We start from the raw sequence: 22,781 nt of genomic DNA, 5'->3' as shown, positions 1-22,781 counted from the left end.
GGTTGAGACAGTTTCGAAAGCAGCCTCCCTCTGCCCGCCAGGGCTGATCCCCGCAAGGGGAATATCCACAAATCTTCAGGCGACTTGCTTGGAGTGTGGGTCCAAGAAGGTAAGTTTCGACGAACGCAACTGCCACAAACCGTTGCCAGGATTAGCCGATCTGCTCGATACGCAGCACGTGATTGTCCCAGACATAGTCCGGCTCGGAACGGATCGTGCCACCGCCCTCGACAATTTCGCCGGCGCCCGTCGTCGCCATGAAGCTTTTCCCATCGGGCGCCACGCCACAGACCTCGACCAGCGCCTTGGTAGCGACGATGCGGCTGCTGGCGGTGTCGATCACGGCAAGCGAATTCCCCTCAGGCGAAGACACGGCGATGGTGCCGGCGGCAGGGTTGGCGGCGACCGAGCCGATATAGTTCCTGAAGCCGGAGAGCACGTCTTGCGACATGTCGAGCAATTGCAAGTCCTTGCCGCGCGGCGCGCGGCCGACCAGCGGGGGACGATCGGTACCCGGCCCCCTGTATTGACAGCCGAACCAGACGGTGCCGGACCGGTCGGCATCCATATGGCGGATCGACAGTTGGTGCAGCGCCGGCGGCAATTCGTGCTTTTCGGTGAGATCGCCGGTAAGGCGGTCGACCAGAACATAGGACGGCTTCATCGTTGCGATATTGAGCTCTGCGCGGCCATAATCCGGATGCGTCTCGATGCCGCCATTAGCCACAGCAATCGTCCTGCCATTGGAAAGCAGCAAAAGCTCGTGTGGGCCCATGCCGTAGGTCGGGAACTCGCCGATGCGCTTGAATTTCGCATGCGCGTCATAGACGCCGACCACGCCGGCGGCATTGTCGAAATCGTTCTCGGTGGCGTAGAGCAGCGTGCCGTCGGCCGAGAACACGCCATGGCCGAAGAAATGTCGGCCGGCAACGCTGGCAATGGTCTGCGGTTCATCGCGGCCGGTATGGTCGAAGACGACAGCAAAGGTGCCCGGCTGCCTGGCAAACACCACCGACTGCTTCGACACCGGGTCGAAAGTAACGTCGTGGCCCCGATCGGGCAGATCGATCGTGTGCAACAACTTGCCGGCCTCGGACAGGACGGCCGCGCCATAGCTGCCGTCGCGCTTGACGAAAGCGGTGGCGAAGACCGCGTCGGCGTCGAGTGTCTTTGCCCAGGCCGAGGGCGCCATCGCCGCTACGAAACCAGCGCCTGCGGCCCTCAGGAAATCGCGCCGATCGATCAGCGGCGTCCTCATGATCAGTCGCCGTCCAGTGACGAGAACCCGGCGGTCAGGCCAAATTCGGCGGTCAGCCTGGTTCCGATCAGGGTCGTCAGGCCGGATGTCACCAGCGAGAAATAATCGAGCTTGCGGCGCAGCGCCGGATCGGCAAGTGCCTTGTCGATCGGACCCCTGATCGCCTTGGCCGCCTCGATCCCGTTGGTGAGCTGGATGTGAACCGATTCCGCCATCCAGCGCGCATCGGGCGGCAGCGCGTCGCCAAGCTGCGAGGCCTGGAACAGCGCGTCCATGCCCGCCAGGTTCCCGGTCAGCGAGCGGGCGGTGTTTTGCGAGCGCCAATAGATCGCCTGTTTCGGTTTGTCGGCCTCCGGCTTGGCGCCCAGGAAGCCTTTCAGGCGCACGTCGCGCACCATTTCCAGCTCGTTGATGAAGACGCCGACCAGTTCGGTCACCGCTTCGGTGCCGCCGTGATAGAGCGCGTTCTGCGGACCCGGATTGGCCCAGAGCGCGGCAAAACCGTCGGGCTTGGTCCAGGCATCGCTGACCTCGCCGGCGATTGCCTCGATATTGCCGGCAATGGCCGCACCGTAGGCGCAGCGATAGGCGGCGTCCCTGCCGGCCAATTGATCGGCGCCGTCACCATGGAGCACGAATTCCAGTGCGCCGAGCCCTTGCATGGCGACGCTCTTTGTCGCCAGCTGGGCCGGATCGGCGGCTGTCGGATCCTTGCCGGCAAGTGCTGCCTGCACCTGCTTCAGGCCGATGCTCTTGCGGTCCGGCCAAAACAGCATGCGCTCAAGCCGGTTGTTTTCGGAGATCGGCCCGAAACGGATGATTTCCACCACCGACCAGGCATCCACGACACCCGAGAATTCGGCGCGTGCCGCATCGAGATTGTCTTGCGAGGGCGCCTGGCAAAGCGCGTGCATGATCTTCGCCAAGCCGTCCGCATGGTCATGCAGCCTGGCGTAGGCCGGGCGGACGAAGCCGTCGGTCGCCCGCTGGATCACATCCGAAGCCTTCACCGCCGCGGATGCTGGCAGCGCACCGTTGAGGACCAGCAGAGCGAGCGCAAGCGCAAGACGCTTCGGCATCAGAGCGACTCCAGAAATTTGATCAGCGCATCGCGATCGGCCGCATCAGCGGCGGCAAAGCGGTCACGCGCCTTCTGGCCCTCGCCGTCATGCCACAGGATCGCCTCGGCCAGGCTGCGCGCGCGCCCGTCATGCAGGAAGAAGGTGTTGCCGCTGACGGTCTGGGTGAGCCCGATGCCCCACAGCGGCGGCGTGCGCCATTCGCTTCCCGTGGCCTCGCCCACCGCCTGCCCGTCGGCAAGGCCTGGTCCCATGTCGTGCAGCAGGAAATCGGAATACGGCCAGATCAGCTGGAAGGCCTGCGCCTTATTCGGGGTGCCGCGACGGGTGACGAATTTCGGCGTATGGCAGGAGATGCAGCCCATATCGTAGAACAGTTTTTTGCCGGCGAGCACGTCCGGTCTGTCGAGACCGCGCCGGGCCGGCACGGCAAGGTTTTGCGAATAGAAGGTAACGAGGTCCATGATCGGCGGCGGCGCTTCGACCGGACCGAGGCGCTCCTGCACGCCGTTAGGCAGGGCAAGGCAGGTCTTTTCTCCGGAGGTGCAATCGCCCCAGTGCTTCGGCACCTCGGGCGTCGAAATGCCGATATCACCGGCAAAAGCGTCCGCCGATTGCTGGCGGATCGATGCCGCCTGCGCCTTCCAGCCGAAACGGCCGAGCGTCAGTTCACCGCTGCTGCCGTCACGTATTATGTTGGGCCTGCCGGAAATCCCGTCACCATCGCGGTCGGCCGCATCGGCACGCGCAAGGATGTCGGCAGGAGCGATCTGCTCGACCAGGCCGAGGCCGATCATCGGCGGCGTCATGCGCGGCGACAGCGTGGTGTGCGGGTCGAGCGGCCCGTAGGCGAGGCCCTCGACCGAATAGCTCGGCTTGCGCAGCGACACCGTGCTGCCATCCGCCAATTTCACCTTCTCGTCCTGATAGTCGACATGCATCCTGCCCTCGCCCTGCAGGCCGGGTACCGCCAATTCCTGCAATTGCGTGCCATAGACCGGGTCGGGGAAGTTGAGCACCTTGTGATCGGCGAGCGCGGCTTCCTCCTCCTCGGTACTGGCTTGCCTTGCCAGGCGCAGGAACATCGAGGTGGTGCCGCTGTCGCCTTCGGGCGGATGGCCGCGGCCGTCCTTCAGATGACAGTTCTGGCAGCCGCGCTCATTGAACAGCGGACCGAGCCCATCCGAGGCCTGTGTCGAGGATGGCGAGGACACCCAGTTCTTGCGGAAAATGGCGTTGCCGAGCTTGAAGGTGCCCTCTTCCTCGAAGCTGATGTTGGCAGAGGATTGCGAGAAGGCGTCCTTGTTGACGTCCTTCTTCGAGGTGCCGGCGCCGCCCTGCATTAGCTCGAATTGCTCGGGCTTGGAGAAATCGCTGGTCGGCCTGGTAATGGCGATGACGCGCGCCAGATCCTTCGGCGCCAGATCGGTGCGGCTGGTGGCAAGGCCCGCCGGTTGCGGCGCTCCGGCCAGCGCCGAGGCTGTGAGCGTCGCCACCACGGCAAGAAAAGCGCCGCGAACCATTCCGTATCGCGGCTTCTTCTGAGGCGGCGGGCCGCAATGCTCGGCCGGCCGCAAGCGGCGCATGAAATCTAGGGTGCGCCGCATTCCCGCATGTCCTTATTCCGCCTCGTCGGCCGACGCCGCGTTGAGCTGGCCATACTTTTCTTCGCCGATCGAGGCCAGCAGATCGAGTTGCGTCTCGAGGAAGTCGATGTGAACTTCCTCGTCAGTCAGCAATTCCTCGAACAGCTTCATCGTCACGTAGTCGCCTGCCTCGTTGCAGATCTCGCGCGACCGCTTGTAGGCAGTGCGCGCGTCATATTCGCCGGCAAGATCGGATTCGAGCACTTCCTTGACATTCTGCCCGATGCGCAGCGGCGCCACGGACTGCAGGTTCGGATGGCCCTCGAGGAAAATGATGCGCGCCACGAGCCGGTCGGCATGGTGCATTTCCTCGATCGATTCGGCGCGTTCCTTCTTCGCCAGCTTGGCGTATCCCCAGTCTTCCAGCAGCCGGAAATGCACCCAGTACTGATTGACCGCTCCAAGTTCCAGAAACAGAGCCTCGTTAAGCCGCTCTATGATCTGCTGTTCGCCTTTCATGGGTTCTGCTCCCGTATTGGACGCGCAGGCCTCTGACGCGATCCAGGTGTGAAACAATGTCCACGCCGCTCGCCGCCGAGCGGGTGTGGTAATTTTCGGTGACCCGAATGATCGTTTCGACCACATTTGGGAAGCAGCCGCAACAGCGACCGCGCTTGTGCATGGCATGATAGACCTTCGCCGGCACGATAAGCTGCCAAGGGTCCTCATCCAGCAGTCCGACGATCGTCTGCTCTATCTCCTTTTCGGTGATGATGTTGCAATGGCAGATCAGCATTTGGCGCTCTGGCTGACGGCGCTCATTGCGCCGCGTGGCTGGTGGTTTCGATAGTTTACTGGAACACCTTGTCCGGTGAATCGAGGCTGTCCGATCCCTCGAAGGCTATGGCATTGAGCTTCAGGGTACCGACGGCGCGTTCGATCGACTTGGTCTGATCGACCAGCGCGTCGATCGCCGCCTGCACGGTGGCATTGCCTTCCGTGTTGCCCTCTCCGATCTGCTGGTCATAGGCCTCGCCGGCAAGCGCCCGCGCCTTGATGGCCTCCATCTTGGCGACGGTGACATCCAGTTTGTCCGACAATTCCTTGTCGATCGCCGGATCGGCCGCCTTGACCATGTCGGCCACCGACGGGCCCTCGACGACAGTGCCGTCAAGCCGCGTGTAGCTGCCGCGATAGGCGGCGCGGATGCCGACGGCGTCATTGAGATGGGAGTTGTAAGTGTTGTCGGAGAAACAATCGTGCTCCTCTTCCGGATCGTGCAGCAAGAGGCCGAGCTTCATCCGCTCGCCGGCGAGCTCGCCATAGGACAGCGAGCCCATGCCGGTGAAGATGGTCGAAATGGCGGCGTTCGGCTCGCCATCGACAAGGTTCTTGCGGGCGGCGCCGCCTTCCTTCCAATCGTAGACCATGTCCTTGAGATCGGAAACCAGAAGGTCGCTCGCCGATTTCAGGTACTGCCCGCGACGGTCGCAATTGCCGCCGGTGCAATTGGCAAGATCGTAATCGGTGTAGGGCCGCTCGCCGGCGCCAGGACCGGTGCCGTGCAGGTCCTGGCCCCATAGCAGGAATTCGATGGCGTGATAGCCGGTCGCCACATTGGCCTCGATGCCGCCGGCTTCCTGCAGGGTGCCGGAGAGGAACTCCGGCGTCAGATTGGTAGCGTCGACCTTCTTGCCGTTGATCTCGATCGACTTGTTGGCGATCACATTGGCGGTATAGAGCGCGTTGGCGTCCGACTCGGTGCCGTAGCCCTTGGCGACATAGTCGATCAAGCCCTCGTCGAGCGGCCAGGAGTTCACCTTGCCTTCCCAGTCATCGACGATCGCATTGCCGAAGCGATAGACCTCGGTCTGCTGATAGGGAACGCGCGATGCCTTCCAGGCCTCGCGGGCGGCGTTCAGCGTTTCGGCCGATGGCTTGGCGAGCAGTGCATCGACAGCCTTGTCGAGCGCCTCGGCCGTGATCAGCGAATCCTCGTATTTGGCGAGCGCAATGTCGGAATAGGTCTTGATGACCGCCTTAGCATCGGTTTGCGCCTTGGCCGGCAGCACGAACACCGCCGCCGTGAGCATCGCGGTGGCGCCGATCGCCGCAAGCCTGCCGCCATACCGCGCCGTGATCATCGTTATCATGACTGTCTCTCCTCGGGAATCAATGAAATGCCGGCGCCGCGGCGGGCAGTTGCCAGCGGGCAAAGAAGGGTCGCGCCATCGCGCGGTTCGCGGAAGAAAGACACCGAAATGCCTCCAATCGAAAGGGTTCAAGGCCCAGACATCAAAGGGATGCGCTGACGCGCGAGCTTCCATAAAACGGCGAAGACGCGGGATGTCAACTGGTGGCGTAGAAAAAATTCAATTGAAACAATAGTTTAGAATTATTCTAAACTAGAACTGTCAACTTTAACACCGATCTATCAGGAATGCCGCCGCATGAAGCGATTGACAGGCGGCCGTTCCGGGTGCGACCCGGATCGGCACTCTTGCGGCGGCACCGGACAATCGCCACCTGGCGGGACGTCCTAGATTTGGATGAGGAATCGGGCTGTTATGAAGAACGGGGTTGTCATTGTCGGTGCGGGTCATGCGGGCGTGCAAGCGGCTGCCAGCCTGCGCGAAGAGGGCTATGACCGGCCGGTGATCCTGATCGGCGACGAAAACGAATTGCCCTACCACAAGCCGCCGCTGTCGAAGACCTTCATCAAGGATCAGCAAGCAAAGCCGCAGCCGTTGCGCGGCGAGGCTTTTTATACCGGCAGCGCCATAGACTACCGGCCAGGCCTCCGGATCGAGCGCCTCGATGTAGGCGGCCGCCGGCTGGAGATATCGGGCGGCGGCGTGCTGCCGTTCGAGCGGCTGGTCCTCGCCACCGGCGCGCGGCCGCGCCTGCTGCCGCTGCCGGGTTCGGAGCTTTCCGGCGTTGTGTCGCTGCGCTCGCTCGGCGATGCCCGCCTGATCCGCGAATTGAGCGCGCAAAGCGAGGAGGCCGTCATCCTGGGCGGCGGCTTCATCGGCCTGGAGATTGCCGCGACGCTCACCGCCGCCGGCCGCAAGGTCACGGTGGTCGAGGCGATCGACCGACTGCTCGGCCGCGCCGTGGCGCCGGTCATCGCCGGCCATGTGCGCAAGCGGCTGGAAGCCACCGGTGTGCGCGTCCTCACCGGCACCACCATCGAACGGCTGGAGGGCGAGAACGGCCGTGTTTCGGCTGCAATCACCTCGTCCGGCGAGAGATTGCCGGCACAGATGGTCGTCATCGGCATTGGCGTCGTGCCGAATGTCGAATTGGCCGAAGCCGCCGGTATTGCCATCGCGAACGGCATCCGCGTCGACCAGCAGATGCGCACGTCGGTGCCGGAAATCCTCGCCATCGGCGACGCCGCCTCCTACCGGCACTGGTTCACCGGCGGCGATGTGCGGCTGGAATCGGTGCAGAACGCCACAGACCAGGCGCGGCTCGCCGCGCGCACCATCATCGGCCATGCCGACAATTACTCGGCGGTGCCGTGGTTCTGGTCCGATATCGGCGACATGAAGCTGCAGATGGTCGGCCTGATTGCGGGCGGCGACAGCCATGTCGTGCTGGGCGACGTGGCCGAAAACAAATTCTCGATCTACCACTACGCCGCAAGCCGGCTGCTCGGCATCGAATCGGTCAACCGGCCCGGCGACCATATGCTTGGCCGCAAGATGCTCGGCGCCGGCTTTTCGCCGTCGCCGCAGATTGTCGCGACCGGGCCCGACGGGCTGAAGGCGGCGCTCGCCGCCTTCCAGCAGGCAGAGCCTGCAAGAGCGGCCGGATAGCTCAGGCGGCGCGAACTTCGCGGATCGAGCTTTCGAGGATGTCGAGCGCTTCGTTCATGACGGCGTCCTGGATGGTGATCGGCGCGAGGAAGCGGATGACGTTGCCGTAGACGCCGCAGGTCAGCAGGATCAGGCCCTTGTCGAGCGCCTTCAGCCGCACCGCATTGGCGAGTTCCGACGACGGCAGCCCCTTCGTCACATCGTTGAACTCGACCGCGTTCATGAAGCCGGGTCCTCGGATATCGACAATCTCAGGCGCTTCGTCGCGGATCGATTGCAGGCGCTGCTTCAGACGGTTGCCTAGCGTGTTGGCGCGGTCGCAGAGCTTCTCCTCATCGATGACGTCGAGCACGGCATGCGCCGCGGCGACGCCGATCGGGCTGCCGCCATAGGTGCCGCCGAGCCCGCCGGGGCTCGGCGCATCCATGATCTCGGCACGCCCGGTGACGGCCGCCAGCGGGAAGCCGCCGGCCAGGCTCTTGGCCATGGTGGTGATGTCGGCCGCCACCTCGTGGTGGTCCATGGCAAACATCTTGCCGGTGCGGGCAAAGCCGGTCTGCACTTCGTCGGCGATCAGCAGCATGCCGTGCTGGTCGCAGATCTTGCGCAATGCGGTCATGAAGTCGCGCGGCGCCTCGTAGAAGCCACCCTCGCCCTGCACCGGCTCGACGATGATCGCGGCGACGCGGGCCGGGTCGACATCGGCCTTGAACAGCCGGTCGAGCGCGGCCAGCGAATCGGCGACCGAGACGCCGTGCAGCGCCACCGGGAACGGCGCATGGAAAACATCCGCCGGCATGGCGCCGAAGCCGACCTTGTAAGGCACGACCTTGCCGGTCAGCGCCATGCCCATGAAGGTGCGGCCGTGAAAGCCGCCGGAAAAGGCGATGACCGCCGGCCGGCCGGTGGCATTGCGGGCGATCTTGATCGCGTTCTCGACCGCCTCGGCGCCGGTGGTGAGGAAAATCGTCTTCTTGTCGAACTTGCCGGGGAGCATGCCGTTCAGCCGTTCTGCCAGCCTGATATAGCTCTCATAAGGCACGACCTGGTAGCAGGTGTGGGTGAAACGGTCGAGCTGCGCCTTGACCGCTTCGATCACCCTAGGGTGACGGTGGCCGGTGTTGACGACAGCGATGCCGGACGAGAAATCGATATAGCGGCGGCCTTCGACGTCCCAGATCTCCGAATTTTCGGCGCGATCGGCATAGATCTGAGTGGTCATGCCGACGCCGCGGGAAATCGACTGGTTCTTGCGTTCGGAAATGGCTGAATTTGTCATCGTACCCCTCGCCGGGCCGGCGCCCGCTCTCGTTTGATGGCTGTTGAGACTCTTCTGGGCTTATTTCAGTTTTTCCTCAAGTTGGCACCGCCGCCGGGCGATTGGGCCTGCCGGTCGGCGTCAGCAACCGAACGCCCGTCGCTCATGCCGTCCTGACAAACCCCTCGCTCGCCCTCAGCAGATTGCGCGTGTAGTCCTTGGTGACGCGGCGCTCGACAAGGTCGCCGGCGGCGAGGTGCTCGACCGCCTCGCCGTTCTGCATCACCATCAGCCGCTCGCACATATGCGTGATGATGGCGAGGTCGTGGCTGACCATCAGGAAGGTCAGCTTGCGGCGCCGCCGGATCTCCTCCAACAGGTTGAGCACTTCGGCCTGTACGGAAGCGTCGAGCGCCGACGTGGGTTCGTCGAGCAGCAGGATCGAGGGTTCGAGGATCAGGGCGCGGGCGATCGCGACGCGCTGGCGCTGGCCGCCCGACAGTTGATGCGAATAGCGGAAGCGGAATCCGGTTCCCAGGCCGACCTCGTCCAGCGCCCGCTGGATGCGCTTTTCACCGTCAGCGAAGCCGTGAATGGCGAGTGGCTCCTGCAGCAGGCGGTCGACGGTCTGGCGCGGGTGCAGCGAGCCGTACGGGTCCTGGAAGACCATCTGCACCTCGCGATAAAACGCCTTGTCGCGGCGCGCGCCGAGCGTTTTGCCGTTGACGGTAATGGTGCCTGATGCGGCCGGCGCCAGGCCGGCGATTGCCCTGAGAAGGGTCGACTTGCCGGAGCCGGATTCGCCGACGAGGCCGAACGATTCACCGGATTGCACCTCGAGGCTGACGCCTTTCAGCGCGCGGAAGCGGTCGAACATCACCTCCAGCCTGTCGACGGAAAGGGCTGCCGTCATGCCGCCCACTCCGGCTTGCGGTCGAGCACCGGCAACGGGTGGCGGTCGGCGCCGATCTTGGGCATGCAGTTGAGCAGGCCGCGTGTATAGGGATGCTGGGCGCGGCCGAGTTCGGAGGCCTTGAGCTGTTCGACCACCTTGCCGGCATACATGACGATGACACGATCGCAGAAGGACGAGACCAGGCGCAGGTCGTGCGAGATGAAGATCAGCCCCATGCCGCGCTCGCTGACCAGCCGGTCGAGGATGCCGAGCACGTCGAGCTGCACGGTGACGTCGAGCGCCGAGGTCGGCTCGTCGGCGATCATCATCTCCGGCCCGGCGATCAGCATCATGGCGATCATGGCGCGCTGGCCCATGCCGCCGGAAACCTCATGCGGATGCAGGTCGAAGACACGGACCGGATCGCGGATCTGCACAGCCTCCAGCATGGCAAGCGCGCGCTCGCGGGCTTCGGCCTTGGAGACCTTCTCATGCGTGCGCAGCGTCTCGACGATCTGGCGGCCGATGCTCATCACCGGGTCCAGCGAATATTTCGGATCCTGCAGGATCATGGCGATACGCTTGCCGCGCAGCGCCCGGCGCTCGCGCGGCGAGGCGGCCAGCAGGTCGATGCCGTCGAAAGCGAGCGTCTTCGCGGTCACCTCGGCCTGCGGCGGGGTCACTCCCATGATGGCGCGGCCGGTCTGCGATTTGCCCGATCCGCTCTCGCCGACGATGCCGAGCCGCTCGCGGCCGAGCGAGAAGGAAACGCCGCGCACCGCCTCGATCAGGCCGGTGCGCGTCGGGAAGGTAACGCGCAGGTCGTCGACTTCGAGAAGCGTGCTCATTGGTCACCGCTTCGGGGATCGAGCGCGTCGCGCAGGCCGTCGCCGAGCAGGTTGAAGCCGAGGCTGACGATGAGGATGGCAAAGCCCGGCGCGCCCGCCACCCACCACTGGTCGAGCACGAAGCGGCGGCCCGACGCAATCATCGCGCCCCATTCCGGCAGCGGCGGCTGCGCGCCGAGGCCGAGGAAGCCGAGGCCGGCGGCGGTCAGGATGATGCCGGCCATGTCGAGCGTCACCCTGATGATCAGCGAGGAGATGCAGAGCGGCATGATGTGGCGGAGCACGATGCGGAACGGCGAGGCGCCCATCAGCTGCACGGCCTTGATGTAGTCCGAATTGCGCACCGTGAGCGTTTCGGCGCGCGCGATGCGGGCATAGGGCGGCCACGAGGTGATGGCGATGGCGAGCACGGCGTTTTCGATGCCGGGGCCGAGCGCGGCAACGAAGGCAAGCGCCAGGATCAGCTTCGGAAAGGCGAGAAATATGTCGGTGATGCGCATCAGGATCGCATCGGTCCAGCCGCCGGCGTAACCGGCGACGGTGCCGACCAGCAAGCCGATGGGCGCGGCGATGACGGCAACCAGAACGACGACGTACAGTGTCCAGCGCGAGCCGAAGATGATGCGCGAATAGATGTCGCGGCCGAGATCGTCGGTGCCGAACCAGTGCGCCGCACTCGGCGCCAGCAGCCGCGAGCCCTTGAGATCGCCGAACGTCGGCGAATAGGGCGCCAGCACATCGGCGAAGGCCGCGACCACCAGCAAGGCAATGATGATGAGCAGGCCGGCAAACGCCAGCCGGTTGGCGGAAAAGCGCCGCCAGGCCACGTAGGCGCGGCCGAGCCTTGCCTGCACGCGCGACGCCGGCCGCTCGCTGAGCAGCCAGTCGCGGCGGGTTTGAATCGCTTCCGTGCTCATCCTGCCTTCGTCCTCATCCTGCCTTGGTCCTGGGATCGAGCACCCGGTAGAGCAGGTCGGAGAATAGATTGATGGCGATGAAGACCGAGCCAATGATGATGGTGCCGCCGAGCACGGCAGTCATGTCGGCGTTCTGCAGCGAGTTGGTGATGTAGAGGCCGATGCCCGGCCACGAAAACACCGTCTCGGTCAGCACCGAGCCTTCGAGCAGCCCGGCATACGACAGAGCGATCACCGTAACCATCGGCACCGCGGCGTTGCGCAGCGCGTGACCCCAGATGATGCGCGTTTCGGACAGGCCCTTGGCTCGTGCCGCGACGATATATTCCTGGGTGAGTTCGTTCAGCATGAAGGAGCGCGTCATGCGGCTGATATAGGCGAGCGAGAAATAACCGAGCAGCGAGGCCGGCAGGATGATGTGGCGGAAGGCATCGGCAAATACGTCCCACTGCCGCTGCCAGAGTGCATCCAGCAGGTAAAAGCCGGTAATCGGCGTGAAGGTGTATTCGTAGACGACATCGAGGCGGCCGGGAAAGGCGACCCATTGCAGCTTGGCGTAGAACAGAACCAGCGCCAGCAGCCCCAGCCAGAAGATCGGCACGGAATAGCCGACAAGGCCGATGATCCGCACGACCTGGTCGATGACGCTGCCGCGCCGCACCGCGGCCAGCACGCCAAGCGGCACGCCGATCACCGAACCGATCAATGTTCCCAGCGTCGCCAGTTCGAGCGTCGCGGGAAAGGCGCGGCGGATATCGGTCATCACCGGATTGGTGGTCAGCACCGAGGTGCCGAAATCACCGTTCAGGGCATGTTTGACATAGATGTAGAACTGCTCGACCAGCGGCAGGTCGAGGCCCATCTCGCGGCGCGTTCGTTCGACGACATTGGCCGGCGCCCGGTCGCCGAGCACCGCCAGCACCGGGTCGATCGGGATGACACGGCCGATGAAGAAGGTCACCGCGAGCAGACCGAGATAGGTCGTTATCGCGATGACCAGGAACCGGGCGATCGATGAGGCCACGGCAACGGCGCGGGCGCCGCCGCGCCCTGCCGTCACCTCGCTTTCAGCCACACTCATACGGCGCGTCCGCCGGCGTCACTCCTTCGAGACGGGGCCGACGAAGTTGGTGTCGAAGCTCGGGCCGAGCGCAAAGCCCTTGAGGTTCTTGCGCAGGCCGGCCACTTCCAGCTGCTGGTGGATGATGACGAAAGGACTGGTGTCGAGGATCTTCTTCTCGAGATCCTGGTACATTGCGGCGCGCTTGGCCGCGTCCTTCTCGAGCAGGGCGGCTTCGGTCTGCTTGGTCAGGTCCGGGATGTCCCAGGCGTTGCGCCAGGCCAGCGTCTTGGTCTTGCCTTCATCCGAATTGTCCGGGTTGCTGGCAAAGGTCTGCGCATTGGAATTCGGGTCGAAATAGTCCTGGCCCCACTGGCCGATATAGATGTCGTGGTTGCGGGCGCGGTATTTGGTCAGCGTCTGCTTGCCGTCGCCGGGGATGATCTCCAGCTTGATGCCGGCCTGTCCCAGCGTCTGCTGGATCGATTCGGCCATGCCTGTCTCCGGCTGTCTGCTGCGCACGTCCATGGTGACACTGAAGCCGTCGGCGAGACCCGCCTTGGCAAGCAGTTCCTTGGCCTTGGCGACATCGAATTTGAACGGATTCTCGTCCAACTCGCCGAGCACGCCCTTGGGCAGGAAGGTCTGATGGATCTCGCCGATGCCCTTGAGGATGGTCGAGCTCAATGCATCATAGTCGACAAGATATTTGAAGGCCTGGCGAACCTCGGGCTTGGCGAGGTTCGGATTCTTCTGATTGAGGCTGATGTAAAAGACCGTGCCCTTGGGGGCTGAGGTGGTGGTGAGGTCGGCATTCTTGGCAATCGCGTCGAGGTCGTTCGGCTCGAGATTGCGGGCGACGTCGATATCGCCGGCTTCCAGCGCCAGGCGCTGGCCCGAGCTTTCCTTCATGTTGCGATAGATGACACGGGCAAGCTTGGCCTTCTCGCCGTAGTAATTGTCGTTGCGCTCCATAACAACGGCCTCGTTGGCCCGCCATTCGCGCAACTTGAAGACGCCGGAGCCGGCATAGCCGGTCTTCAGCCAGGCATTGCCGAAATCATTGTCCCATTTGTAGTCGGCGCTCGGCGTGACCGCGGCGACATGCTCCTTGACCAGCTTGGCGTCGACGACCGAGGCGACAGTCGCCGACAAGCAGTTCAGCACGAAGCTCGGCGCATAGGCCTTGTCGACGGTGAACTGGAACGTCGTATCATCAACAGCCTTGGCCTTGTCGGTGACGTTGCCGCCATCGATGCCGAACTGGCCGATAATAAAGGCCGGGCTCTTGTCGAGCTTGATCGCGCGCTCGAACGAATAGGCGACGTCCGCCGCCGTGATCGGATTGCCGGAGGCGAATTTGAGGCCGGGCTTGAGCTTGAACGTGTAGGTCAGGCCGTCGTCGGAGACGCTCCAGCTTTCGGCGAGATCGCCCTTGACCTTCGAGGTGTCGCTGAGGTCGAGGCGCACCAGGAGATCATAGGTGTTGCCGGTGATTTCGGCGGTCGACAATTCGAATGCCTCGCCCGGATCCATGGAGATGATGTCGTCGATGGCGAAACCCTCGACCAGCGTGTCGGCGGGCGTGACCGCGAAGGCAGGCGCAGCGGCCAGAAGCAGCGCGGACATGGCCGCGCCCGCGAGCAAGAAGCGGGAGCGTAGAGCAAACTTTTCCATCATCATTTTAACTGTTCCCTGTTTTTGTTGACCTGAGTTCCCGGCTCAGGGTTGTGGCATTTCCTGCCGCGTCGAACGGTGATCCCCGGACCGTTGTCTCGGCAATTTTTTGTGCAGTTCCGGCTCACCATATCCGGCGGTTTCGAGCGCGGCAACGAGCATTTGCAGAACGGTCGATTGGGCCAGACCGGCGGTGCGAAAACCCGGCTATTTCAGCGCGGTAACCAGGTCGGCGTCGGGAAAGCAGGTAGCGGAACGGCCGTTGCTGGCCTGCCATTTGCCGATCGAGCGGCGCGTCTTGAAGCCGGGCAGGCCGTCGGCGCTGCCGACATCATAGCCCTTGGCTTCCAGCGCCCGCTGCAGGGCGGCGATGTCGGAGCGGTAGAGCCCGCCGACCGCGCCCCAATTGCCCGAGAAATTACTGTCGCCATGGGCGATGCGATCGGCGCCATGGCCGATAAACAAGGCATAGAGATCGCTGGTGTTATACTGCTTCAGCACGTAGAAATTGGGCGTAACTATGAAGGCCGGGCCGCTGCGGCCGGCCGGCATCAAAAGAAAGCCCTCGGCTTTCAGTTCGCTCGCCGGGAACGGTTTACCCGACACACGCCTGATACCCATATCAGCCCATTGCGAAATCTTCTTGCCCTGGTCGGGACCTTCGAGCGAGCACGAGACGCTTTCCGGCACCGTCACCTCGAAGCCCCAGCCGCGGCCCCTGACCCAGCCATAATGCACGAGATAATTGGCGATCGACGCCAGTATGTCGGGCGTCGAATTCCAGATGTCGGTGCGGCCGTCGCCATCGAAATCGACGGCATGCTTCAGAAACGATGTCGGCATGAACTGCGGCTGGCCGAGCGCACCGGCCCAGGACGATTTTATCGCGCCGACCGGGGCAAGCCCGCGCTCGACGATCCCGAGCGCCGCCAGCAGCTCGGTGCGGAAGAATTCTTTCTTCGTCGACATGAACGCCTTGGTGCCCAGCACCTCGAAGGCGTCGTAGGGCAGCTTTGCCGCACCGAAGCCGCTCTCACGGCCCCAGATCGCCAGCAGCACTTCGCCGGGCACGCCGTAGCGCTTCTCGATCGCGGCCAGCGTGCTGGCGTTGGCCGCCTCGCGGGTGCGGCCGCCGGCGGTCACCGCACGAACTATCTTTTCGGCGAAATAGGCGCCGGGCGAACCGAACTCGGCCTGATGCTGCTTCCGCGGCGTCGTCGCCCTCTCGCCCGGCTTCACCAGGTCGGGCAGCTTGAGGTTCGGCTTGACGCCGTCGAAGGCGGCATCGAAGGTTTCCCTGGAGATGCCTTTGGCATTGGCTTCAGGCCAGAGGTCGTTGCCAAGCCAGGCGCGGAACTGGTCGTCGATTTTTGCCGCGGAGACAGGGGTGGCGAGGAGGAAGGCGGCAAGTGCGGCGAGAAGAAACGCGACGGCTATTTTGTGAAAGCAGCGATCCGTCCCACCCCCCTCTGTCCTGCCGGACATCTCCCCCGCAAGGGGGGAGATTGGCTGTCGCCTCTGCTTCCGCCAATTTTCGACGTTGAAAGATTGGCGGCGAGATTGACGCTGCCGATCTCCCCCCTTGCGGGGGAGATGTCCGGCAGGACAGAGGGGGGTGTGACAGAGTGCCCGCCTTAAAAAATGCGCAGCAGCCATCATCCGCACCCTCCCCGCAACTCGCCTCAAAACGCGGTTCGCGAGCGCAACGCGGCGGCCAGCGTGCCTTCGTCGAGATAGTCGAGTTCGCCGCCGACCGGAACACCATGCGCCAGGCGCGTCACCTTGATGTCGAAGCCGGAAAGCTGGTCGGTGAGGTAGTGCGCGGTGGTCTGGCCCTCGACCGTGGCGTTGACGGCGAGGATCACTTCCTTGACTTCGCCGCCGGCGACGCGATCGACCAGCGAACGGATGTTGAGCTCATCAGGACCAATGCCGTCGAGCGGCGACAGCGTACCGCCGAGCACATGGTAGCGCACGTTCATGGCGGTCGCCCGCTCCAGCGCCCATAGGTCGGCCACGTCCTCGACGACGATGAGCGTGGTGGGGTCGCGACGCGCGTCGGTGCAGATCATGCATGGGTCTGAGGTGTCGACGTTGCCGCAGGTCGAGCAGATGCGCACCTTGTCGACCGCCTCGCCCATGGCGGCGGCGAGCGGCGCCAGCAGCTGTTCCTTCTTCTTGATGAGGTGGAGCGCGGCGCGGCGTGCCGAACGCGGGCCAAGCCCCGGCACCTTGGCCAGCAACTGGATCAGGCGTTCGATCTCGGGACCGGCGATTCGCTTCGACATCGCACCGGTTTAGACCATGATCCCGAAAAGTGGAAACCGGTTTTCGGAAAAGATCATGGTCAAACAAGACGATAGAGCCCCATTCCGATCTATCGGAATGGATCAGGCTCTCGGATTTTTCAACGGGTTTTGGAACACTGCTGAGGCGCGGGATGTTCGATGCGCAAAGAGGCAATCGCTTTAGGTTTGTGCCGCCCCTCATTGCCCTGCCGGGCATTTCTCCCCGTATAGTGACGGGGAGAAAGGGCCGACCGTGACCCTCGGCACCCTTTTTTGCGACGCCGGAAATTGGCGAAATCCTTGGCAACAGCGTCCTTCTCCCCGTCACTATGCGGGAGAAGATGGCGGCAGCCAGATGAGCGGCGGCGACGTTGACCGTCTCAGTTTTCTTCCAGCGGCCGGGTCTGGCCGGCGATCATCGCGCCGATGGCGTCGGTGTTCTCGGGCGTCGCCTCGAACGACATTGTCGGCTCTGCCGGCGCTGCCTCGAAGGAGGTGACAGGCCGTGCGCTCGCGGTCCCACCGAAACGGGCCGCATCGGGCTCCTGCATTGGTTCTTGCAGTGCCACCAGCACCGGCTTCTCTTGGGTCGACTTCTCTTGGGCCGCCCCCTCCGGGGTCGCCATCCCGGCAGTCGCCCTTGTCTGCTTTGCCGGCTGCGATGCGGCGGCGGTCACATAGGTCGCCTTGGCGAACGTCGGCTTGGCGTCGCGCGCCGGCTCGGCCGAGGCGACAAGTATGGCCTGAGCGGCAGGCGCTTGCGACTTGGCCTGGGCCACGGCGACCACCGGCTCGTCCGGCAGCGGCTGCCAGTTGCGACCGCGTTTTTCGTAAAAGGCGTTGCCGCCGGCAACCATGGTGTAGTGCATGTTCTTGTAGGGGAAGCGCAGGCCGGCGGTGTGGAAGAACATCGTGTTCTTCAGCTTGGCTTTGCGCTCGCCCTTGAGCACCGCCGCGGCGGCTTCCTCGACATCGGGCATCGCCTTCGAATTCATCGGCCGCGTCATGACGCCCGGCGCGAATTGGCCGCGCTCGCCAACGACCTGGCAGATGGTGTTGCCATGCTTGCCGGACCGCAGCCGGTTCATCACCACCGTGCCGACCGCAATCATGCCGTCACGGCTCGACCGGTTGGACTCGAAGAACATTGCCCGCTCCAGGCACTCCTTTTCCTTCGGCGTGGAATTGTAGGAGCGCGAGCTCAGGAAACCCGGCGTAATGGCATCGGTCAGGCTGGACATGCCGTGCGAGGCGGTCTGACTGCAAGCGGCCAAAAACAGCGGCGAGATAACGACGCCGAGCCGCAACGGCGTCTTCCATCGGGTAGAGATCAACAGGCGTCCCCTCATTCTGCTGCCAGCCCGCCCCTGGTTGCGGCAAGAATGAGACACTTTCAGGCAAAAAGATGGCTAAAGCGTTATTAAGTGTGGGGAGTTGCCTAATAGACACAGCCGGCGGAAGAGCAAGCACTGGCTGCTGCACTCTTCGGCCACTGTAACGGCATACCGATTGACTAAAAGCGCGTCGCGTTCGACCGGCCTCAGGCGACGCGCTTTACGTTCTTGTTTCGATGCATGTCGTTACCGCAAAACCGCTGCACACTTTTGCGCGACATGCATTAGCCTTAGAACGGCAGTTTCATTCCCGGCGGGATCGGCAGTCCCGCGGTCAGCGCCTTGGTCTTTTCCTGCATGGTTTGCTCGACCTTGGTCCTGGCGTCGTTGTGGGCAGCGAGAAGCAGATCCTCGAGAATCTCGACCTCGTCCTCCTTGAACAGCGACGGGTCGATCTTCAGCGACTTCATCTCGAATTTGCCGGTCAGCGTCACGCTGACCAGGCCGCCGCCGGCCTGTCCGGTGGCTTCCAGCGTGGCGATCTCATCCTGCATGGCCTGGAACTTGGCCTGCATTTCCTTTGCCTTGCCCATCAGGCCGAGAAGATCTTTCATCGCACGGTCCTTTGCAGTTGGTGCCGGTTGTTTCAGGTTTCGTCGTCGTCTGCCGGCGGCTCGACCGGCACTTCGCCCTCGGCCGCATCGGCCTCCGGCGCGTCGGGAATGCGCACGTCGATGATCTTGGCGCCGGGAAAGCGCGCCAGGATGGCGGCGACCGTCGGATCGCTCTTGGCATCGAGGAAGGCATTTTCGCGCTTTGTCGATTCCATCTCGGCCAAGGTCTGGCCGCCCTCTTCCTTCGACAGCGACACCAGCCAGTTGCGGCCGGTCCAGGCGCGCAATTTGGCGGTCAAATCGTTGAGCAGCATCTTCGGCGCATCGTCGGTCAGGCTGACGTCGATACGGCCGGGCTCGATGCGCACCAGGCGCACGCAACGCTTCACCAGCACCTTGAAGGCCATGTCGCGCTGGGCGTCGGCAAGGGCGACAATGTCGGCTAGCGACTTCACCGGCACCGGCGGCGCCTCGACCACCGGCCCCGGCGGAGCAACGAAATTGGTCGGCACCGGCTCGGGCTCGACCAGGCGCATCGACTGCGCGCCGCCATTGGCCGTCGGCATCCGCGCCTGCGCCACGGCACCGGCACTACCGCTTGCAGGCCCATGGTTTGTGGGGCCAGGGCTTGCCGGCGCGCCATTCGCGCGCGGCGCGGCGCCCGGCAGGGAGACGCCGTTCTCAAGCGATTTCAGCGCCTCGTCCAGCGTCGGCAGGTCGGCGGCATGCGCCAACCGGATCAGCACCATCTCGGCGGCGCTGACTGGACGGTTGGAAGTCTGCACCTCGGGAATGCCTTTCAAAAGCATCTGCCATGTCCGCGACAGCACCTTGACCGACAGCGTCCTGGCGAAATCGGCGCCGCGCCGGCGCTCGTCCTCGGACAGCGAGGCGTCGTCGACAGCAGCCGGCACGAAGCGCAGACGGGTGACCAGATGGTTGAACTCGGCAAGGTCGGTCAGCACCGCGGCAGGATCGGCGCCGGTATCGTACTGGGCACGGAATTCGGCAAGCGCGGCGGCGACGTCGCCCTTCATGACATGTTCGAACAGGTCGACGATGCGGGCACGGTCGGCCAGGCCCAGCATGGCGCGGACCGCTTCGGCGCTGACCGCGCCGCCGCCATGGGCGATCGCCTGGTCGAGGATGGACTGCGCGTCACGCATCGAGCCTTCGGCCGCGCGGGCGATCATCGCCAGTGCATCGTCTTCGACTTCGATGCCCTCCAGACCCGCTATCCTCGCAAGGTCGGCCTTGATCATTGCCGCATCGATGCGCCTGAGGTCGAAACGCTGGCAGCGCGACAGGACGGTGATCGGCACCTTGCGGATTTCGGTGGTGGCGAAGATGAACTTGACGTGCGGCGGCGGCTCTTCCAGCGTCTTCAGCAGGCCGTTGAAGGCCTGGTTGGAAAGCATGTGCACTTCGTCGATGATGTAGACCTTGTAGCGCGCCGATACCGGGGCGTAGCGCACGCGTTCGATGATGTCCCTGATGTCGTCGATGCCGGTATGCGAGGCGGCGTCCATCTCGATGACGTCGACATGGCGGCCTTCCATGATCGCCTGGCAATGCTCGCCGAGCACGGCAAGGTCGACGGACGGCTGGTCGACGGTCGATGTTTTGTAGTTCAGGGCCCGCGCGAGTATGCGCGCGGTCGTCGTCTTGCCGACGCCGCGCACGCCGGTCAGCATCCACGCCTGGGCGATGCGGCCGGTGGCAAAGGCATTGGTCAAGGTGCGGACCATCGGCTCCTGGCCGATTAGCTCGGAGAAATTCGACGGTCGGTATTTGCGCGCCAGCACGCGATAGGCGGCAGGCTTGTCCGATTTCCCGGCGTCGTTTCCGGCTTCGCTCATTCGCCCGTTAAGCTCCAAGGGCTGCCACTGGAGGCGGCCGATTCCTGCGCATAGTTTCGCCCGCACGGCTTGGCGCCGTCAATGTCGGGGCAAAAGGCGAAGAGGCGGGAGGCTGGAACAATGACCCGTTCCGGGCTCGTTAGGGCTGCTTCCTTCCGGACCTGACCCGGTTGGCGAGTGGACCGTCCACCACCAACCTCCCAGCCTCCATATCGGCAATCCGGCGATGAAATGCAAGTGCGGATGATAGGACGTGAGCGACGGCGAAAGCTGAAAGCAAAAACCCGCCTCGGCGGGCGGGTCGTTGGCGCGAATAGTCACCATAGCGAGATTAGTAGCATAGCTGCCGGCACAAAGCAAGAACAAAATGTGGCTGCGGTCAAAATTGTCGACCTCGGCGGGGCAGCGCCAACCGTATGCAATGCCCTGGTCCTCGGTTCTTCGCGCACAATCAGCGCCACGACGGTCAATGTTGCTTGCTGCCCCTTGCGGCCCCCCGGTAGCCGCTCTAGCGTCGATAAAGTTCAAAAAACGTCAAAATGCGAGGGAAACGCCGATGCTGCCGGGCCTCAAGGCCGGATTCACGCTTGACGCTCAGCTGGAAGCCGACAGCGAACAGCTGATGTGGCTCGGCCTGTGCGAATTGCGGGTCATGAACGACCGCCGCTGGCCGTGGCTGCTGCTGGTGCCGCAGCGGCCGGGCATCGAGGAAATCCACGACATGACGCCGCTCGACCAGGCGATGCTGACCTTCGAGACCAACATGGTGGCGCTGGCGCTGAAGCGGGTGACCGGCTGCACCAAGATCAACACCGGCGCGCTCGGCAACATCGTGCGGCAGTTGCACGTGCATGTTATCGCGCGCTCGGAAGGCGATCCCGGCTGGCCCGGCCCGGTGTGGGGGCACGGCCTGCGCGAGCCCTACCAGCGCTCCGACCTTCGCAAGTTTGCGGAAAAGATCAAGGCAGCGCTATAAACCTCTCCCGTGTCCACCTTGAACCTTCCCGAGTCCGCATGAGCTTTAGCCTGTTTGACGCGCCCTTGCGCGAGCCGAGCCAGTTCGTCGGCTTCGCCGGCAACATCATCGACCGGCAATCCGAAAACCGCGCCGACGATTCCGTCGAAAAGGCGCTCGCCGATCCGACGACTCGGCTTTTGCTGATGCATGGCGGCCGGCTCTATCTGAAGCTTGCGCAAGACGCATTCGATCCCTGGTTCGGCGTGGCCGAAAGCCGGCCGCTCGAGGCATCGCTCGAAAACGGCGTCCTGCTCGGTTTTTCGGAAAGCGGCCCGGTGCTGGCGGTGCCGGCGGCGGTCGAGCCCGAGCAGCTTCCCGAGACGATCAAGGCGATCGACTATCGCTCGGTCTATATGCAGGGGCTGATCGACGAAGCGGCGGCCGGCGCGCTGGCGCAAGGGGCGGCGCTGCTCGCTTGGCATGCCAGCCATCGCTTCTGCAGCAAATGCGGCACCGAAGCCGAGATGCGGGCCGGCGGCTACAAGCGGCATTGCCCGGCCTGCGGCACAGAGCACTTTCCGCGCACCGACCCGGTGGCGATCATGCTGACGGCAACGCCCGAAAAATGCCTGCTCGGCCGCGGCCGGCATTTCGGGCCCGGCATGTATTCGGCGCTGGCCGGTTTCATCGAGCCGGGCGAGACGATCGAGGCGGCGGTGCGCCGCGAAACGCTGGAGGAAGCCGGCATCCGGCTCGGCCGCGTCGTCTACCACGCCAGCCAGCCCTGGCCGTTTCCCTATTCGCTGATGATCGGCTGCTTCGGCGAACCGCTCAACGACGACATCCACCCCGACCTCAACGAGCTGGAAGACTGCCGCTGGTTCTTTCGCGACGAGGTGCTGTCGATGCTGGCCAGGGAACATCCGGGCGGCCTGGTGACGCCGCCGAAAGGGGCGATCGCCTATAACCTGATCCGCGCCTGGGCCGACAGCGCGTGACACGAAGACATCGCAGGAGCAAAAAATGATCCGTCACACCGTCGTGTTCACGCTAAAACACCCGCCGCACTCGCTTGAGGAAAAAAGGTTCCTCGCCGATGCCAAGAGGATCCTCACGGCGATAAAGGGCGTCACGCATTTCGAGCAGTTGCGGCAGGTCAGCCCCAAGAACGAGTACCGCTTCGGCTTCTCGATGGAGTTCGCCGATCAGCGGGCTTACTCCGGCTACAACGATCATCCCGACCACGTCGCCTTCGTCCGCGACCGCTGGATCCCCGAGGTCGAGGCGTTTATGGAGATCGACTACGTGCCGCTCGGCTGGGGCTGAGAC

The 22,781-nt window shown here is 63.9% G+C and carries 21 protein-coding genes and 1 other RNA gene; 4 read left to right on the top strand and 18 right to left on the bottom strand.

The features are described 5' to 3' along the window. Window positions 1–151: 151 nt before the first annotated feature. From NKH63_RS14685 to NKH63_RS14660, 6 genes are all read right to left on the bottom strand, one after another. The gene (locus NKH63_RS14685) at window positions 152–1,258 is read right to left on the bottom strand and encodes a DUF1513 domain-containing protein (protein WP_352918031.1); all 1,107 of its coding nucleotides are present in this window, start codon (window positions 1,256–1,258) and stop codon (window positions 152–154) included. Window positions 1,259–1,260: 2 nt separating this feature from the next. Further along, window positions 1,261–2,337, bottom strand: a complete 1,077-nt coding sequence (locus tag NKH63_RS14680) for an imelysin family protein (RefSeq protein ID WP_352918029.1) — start codon at window positions 2,335–2,337, stop codon at window positions 1,261–1,263. Continuing rightward, complete coding sequence (locus NKH63_RS14675; RefSeq protein WP_502896332.1) at window positions 2,337–3,860, bottom strand: di-heme oxidoreductase family protein; 1,524 nt, start codon at window positions 3,858–3,860, stop codon at window positions 2,337–2,339. The genes NKH63_RS14680 and NKH63_RS14675 overlap by 1 nt, the downstream gene beginning before the upstream one ends. A 96-nt stretch (window positions 3,861–3,956) precedes the next feature. Further along, complete coding sequence (gene bfr, locus NKH63_RS14670; protein WP_352493762.1) at window positions 3,957–4,442, bottom strand: bacterioferritin; 486 nt, start codon at window positions 4,440–4,442, stop codon at window positions 3,957–3,959. After that, complete coding sequence (locus NKH63_RS14665; protein ID WP_254816251.1) at window positions 4,408–4,719, bottom strand: (2Fe-2S)-binding protein; 312 nt, start codon at window positions 4,717–4,719, stop codon at window positions 4,408–4,410. The genes bfr and NKH63_RS14665 overlap by 35 nt, the downstream gene beginning before the upstream one ends. 55 nt (window positions 4,720–4,774) lie before the next feature. After that, a complete protein-coding gene (locus tag NKH63_RS14660) occupies window positions 4,775–6,067 on the bottom strand; it encodes an imelysin family protein (protein ID WP_352918066.1) in 1,293 nt (430 codons plus the stop codon). Between the two features lie 423 nt (window positions 6,068–6,490). On the opposite strand from NKH63_RS14660, the gene NKH63_RS14655 reads away from it, so the two are divergent. Then, window positions 6,491–7,744 (top strand): NAD(P)/FAD-dependent oxidoreductase, encoded by a 1,254-nt coding sequence (locus tag NKH63_RS14655; RefSeq protein ID WP_352918025.1) that lies wholly within the window; start codon window positions 6,491–6,493, stop codon window positions 7,742–7,744. A 1-nt stretch (window position 7,745) separates the two neighbouring features. On the opposite strand, the gene NKH63_RS14650 is transcribed toward NKH63_RS14655, so the two are convergent. The 12 genes from NKH63_RS14650 to ffs all read right to left on the bottom strand — a co-directional run bounded on the left by NKH63_RS14650 (window position 7,746) and on the right by ffs (window position 20,695). Beyond that, entirely contained in the window at window positions 7,746–9,023 is a 1,278-nt protein-coding gene (locus NKH63_RS14650) for a 4-aminobutyrate--2-oxoglutarate transaminase (protein ID WP_352515768.1), read from the bottom strand. 142 nt (window positions 9,024–9,165) lie between these two features. Then, the gene (locus tag NKH63_RS14645; protein WP_352493759.1) at window positions 9,166–9,915 is read right to left on the bottom strand and encodes an ABC transporter ATP-binding protein; all 750 of its coding nucleotides are present in this window, start codon (window positions 9,913–9,915) and stop codon (window positions 9,166–9,168) included. Beyond that, a complete protein-coding gene (locus NKH63_RS14640; protein ID WP_352716737.1) occupies window positions 9,912–10,745 on the bottom strand; it encodes an ABC transporter ATP-binding protein in 834 nt (277 codons plus the stop codon). The genes NKH63_RS14645 and NKH63_RS14640 overlap by 4 nt, the downstream gene beginning before the upstream one ends. Continuing rightward, a complete protein-coding gene (nikC, locus tag NKH63_RS14635) occupies window positions 10,742–11,662 on the bottom strand; it encodes a nickel transporter permease (RefSeq protein WP_352483251.1) in 921 nt (306 codons plus the stop codon). Before nikC ends, NKH63_RS14640 begins: the two co-directional genes overlap by 4 nt. 13 nt (window positions 11,663–11,675) lie before the next feature. Continuing rightward, window positions 11,676–12,743: an ABC transporter permease gene (locus NKH63_RS14630; RefSeq protein WP_352918022.1), complete on the bottom strand. Its 1,068-nt coding sequence runs from the start codon at window positions 12,741–12,743 to the stop codon at window positions 11,676–11,678. Window positions 12,744–12,761: 18 nt separating this feature from the next. Further along, on the bottom strand, window positions 12,762–14,405 hold the full coding sequence (locus NKH63_RS14625) for an ABC transporter substrate-binding protein (protein ID WP_352918020.1): 1,644 nt from the start codon (window positions 14,403–14,405) through the stop codon (window positions 12,762–12,764). Window positions 14,406–14,606: 201 nt separating this feature from the next. Further along, complete coding sequence (locus NKH63_RS14620; protein WP_352918017.1) at window positions 14,607–15,884, bottom strand: lytic murein transglycosylase; 1,278 nt, start codon at window positions 15,882–15,884, stop codon at window positions 14,607–14,609. A 197-nt stretch (window positions 15,885–16,081) separates the two neighbouring features. Continuing rightward, window positions 16,082–16,687 carry a recombination mediator RecR gene (gene recR / locus NKH63_RS14615; RefSeq protein WP_023719591.1) on the bottom strand — a complete coding sequence of 202 codons (606 nt, stop codon included), beginning with the start codon at window positions 16,685–16,687 and terminating at the stop codon, window positions 16,082–16,084. A 380-nt stretch (window positions 16,688–17,067) separates the two neighbouring features. Further along, a complete protein-coding gene (locus tag NKH63_RS14610; protein WP_352918012.1) occupies window positions 17,068–18,021 on the bottom strand; it encodes a cell wall hydrolase in 954 nt (317 codons plus the stop codon). A 290-nt stretch (window positions 18,022–18,311) separates the two neighbouring features. Next, the gene (locus NKH63_RS14605; RefSeq protein ID WP_023719593.1) at window positions 18,312–18,635 is read right to left on the bottom strand and encodes a YbaB/EbfC family nucleoid-associated protein; all 324 of its coding nucleotides are present in this window, start codon (window positions 18,633–18,635) and stop codon (window positions 18,312–18,314) included. A gap of 32 nt (window positions 18,636–18,667) precedes the next feature. Then, window positions 18,668–20,494 carry a DNA polymerase III subunit gamma/tau gene (locus tag NKH63_RS14600; RefSeq protein WP_352918010.1) on the bottom strand — a complete coding sequence of 609 codons (1,827 nt, stop codon included), beginning with the start codon at window positions 20,492–20,494 and terminating at the stop codon, window positions 18,668–18,670. 104 nt (window positions 20,495–20,598) lie between these two features. Continuing rightward, window positions 20,599–20,695: signal recognition particle sRNA small type (gene ffs, locus NKH63_RS14595), an RNA gene on the bottom strand. A gap of 355 nt (window positions 20,696–21,050) precedes the next feature. Here ffs and NKH63_RS14590 point away from each other — a divergent pair. The 3 genes from NKH63_RS14590 to NKH63_RS14580 are packed head-to-tail and all read left to right on the top strand — an operon-like array spanning window position 21,051 to window position 22,778. Then, window positions 21,051–21,470 carry an HIT family protein gene (locus NKH63_RS14590; RefSeq protein ID WP_023676868.1) on the top strand — a complete coding sequence of 140 codons (420 nt, stop codon included), beginning with the start codon at window positions 21,051–21,053 and terminating at the stop codon, window positions 21,468–21,470. A 38-nt stretch (window positions 21,471–21,508) separates the two neighbouring features. Then, complete coding sequence (gene nudC, locus NKH63_RS14585; RefSeq protein WP_352918008.1) at window positions 21,509–22,450, top strand: NAD(+) diphosphatase; 942 nt, start codon at window positions 21,509–21,511, stop codon at window positions 22,448–22,450. 25 nt (window positions 22,451–22,475) lie between these two features. Continuing rightward, on the top strand, window positions 22,476–22,778 hold the full coding sequence (locus tag NKH63_RS14580) for a Dabb family protein (protein WP_352483257.1): 303 nt from the start codon (window positions 22,476–22,478) through the stop codon (window positions 22,776–22,778). Window positions 22,779–22,781: the final 3 nt, after the last annotated feature.

The organism is Mesorhizobium sp. M0960 (assembly GCF_040319055.1).
Taxonomy (GTDB): Bacteria; Pseudomonadota; Alphaproteobacteria; order Rhizobiales; family Rhizobiaceae; genus Mesorhizobium.
This window is presented reverse-complemented; position numbering and strand designations above follow the sequence as displayed.

Excerpts from the sequence above, each read along its gene's own strand:
- NKH63_RS14685 (WP_352918031.1), bottom strand. The coding sequence starts at position 1,258 with ATGAGGACGCCGCTGATCGATCGGCGCGATTTCCTGAGGGCCGCAGGC.
- NKH63_RS14680 (WP_352918029.1), bottom strand. The coding sequence starts at position 2,337 with ATGCCGAAGCGTCTTGCGCTTGCGCTCGCTCTGCTGGTCCTCAACGGT.
- NKH63_RS14675 (WP_502896332.1), bottom strand. The coding sequence starts at position 3,860 with ATGGTTCGCGGCGCTTTTCTTGCCGTGGTGGCGACGCTCACAGCCTCG.
- bfr (WP_352493762.1), bottom strand. The coding sequence starts at position 4,442 with ATGAAAGGCGAACAGCAGATCATAGAGCGGCTTAACGAGGCTCTGTTT.
- NKH63_RS14665 (WP_254816251.1), bottom strand. The coding sequence starts at position 4,719 with ATGCTGATCTGCCATTGCAACATCATCACCGAAAAGGAGATAGAGCAG.
- NKH63_RS14660 (WP_352918066.1), bottom strand. The coding sequence starts at position 6,067 with ATGATCACGGCGCGGTATGGCGGCAGGCTTGCGGCGATCGGCGCCACC.
- NKH63_RS14655 (WP_352918025.1), top strand. The coding sequence starts at position 6,491 with ATGAAGAACGGGGTTGTCATTGTCGGTGCGGGTCATGCGGGCGTGCAA.
- NKH63_RS14650 (WP_352515768.1), bottom strand. The coding sequence starts at position 9,023 with ATGACAAATTCAGCCATTTCCGAACGCAAGAACCAGTCGATTTCCCGC.
- NKH63_RS14645 (WP_352493759.1), bottom strand. The coding sequence starts at position 9,915 with ATGACGGCAGCCCTTTCCGTCGACAGGCTGGAGGTGATGTTCGACCGC.
- NKH63_RS14640 (WP_352716737.1), bottom strand. The coding sequence starts at position 10,745 with ATGAGCACGCTTCTCGAAGTCGACGACCTGCGCGTTACCTTCCCGACG.
- nikC (WP_352483251.1), bottom strand. The coding sequence starts at position 11,662 with ATGAGCACGGAAGCGATTCAAACCCGCCGCGACTGGCTGCTCAGCGAG.
- NKH63_RS14630 (WP_352918022.1), bottom strand. The coding sequence starts at position 12,743 with ATGAGTGTGGCTGAAAGCGAGGTGACGGCAGGGCGCGGCGGCGCCCGC.
- NKH63_RS14625 (WP_352918020.1), bottom strand. The coding sequence starts at position 14,405 with ATGATGATGGAAAAGTTTGCTCTACGCTCCCGCTTCTTGCTCGCGGGC.
- NKH63_RS14620 (WP_352918017.1), bottom strand. The coding sequence starts at position 15,884 with ATGTCCGGCAGGACAGAGGGGGGTGGGACGGATCGCTGCTTTCACAAA.
- recR (WP_023719591.1), bottom strand. The coding sequence starts at position 16,687 with ATGTCGAAGCGAATCGCCGGTCCCGAGATCGAACGCCTGATCCAGTTG.
- NKH63_RS14605 (WP_023719593.1), bottom strand. The coding sequence starts at position 18,635 with ATGAAAGATCTTCTCGGCCTGATGGGCAAGGCAAAGGAAATGCAGGCC.
- NKH63_RS14600 (WP_352918010.1), bottom strand. The coding sequence starts at position 20,494 with ATGAGCGAAGCCGGAAACGACGCCGGGAAATCGGACAAGCCTGCCGCC.
- NKH63_RS14590 (WP_023676868.1), top strand. The coding sequence starts at position 21,051 with ATGCTGCCGGGCCTCAAGGCCGGATTCACGCTTGACGCTCAGCTGGAA.
- nudC (WP_352918008.1), top strand. The coding sequence starts at position 21,509 with ATGAGCTTTAGCCTGTTTGACGCGCCCTTGCGCGAGCCGAGCCAGTTC.
- NKH63_RS14580 (WP_352483257.1), top strand. The coding sequence starts at position 22,476 with ATGATCCGTCACACCGTCGTGTTCACGCTAAAACACCCGCCGCACTCG.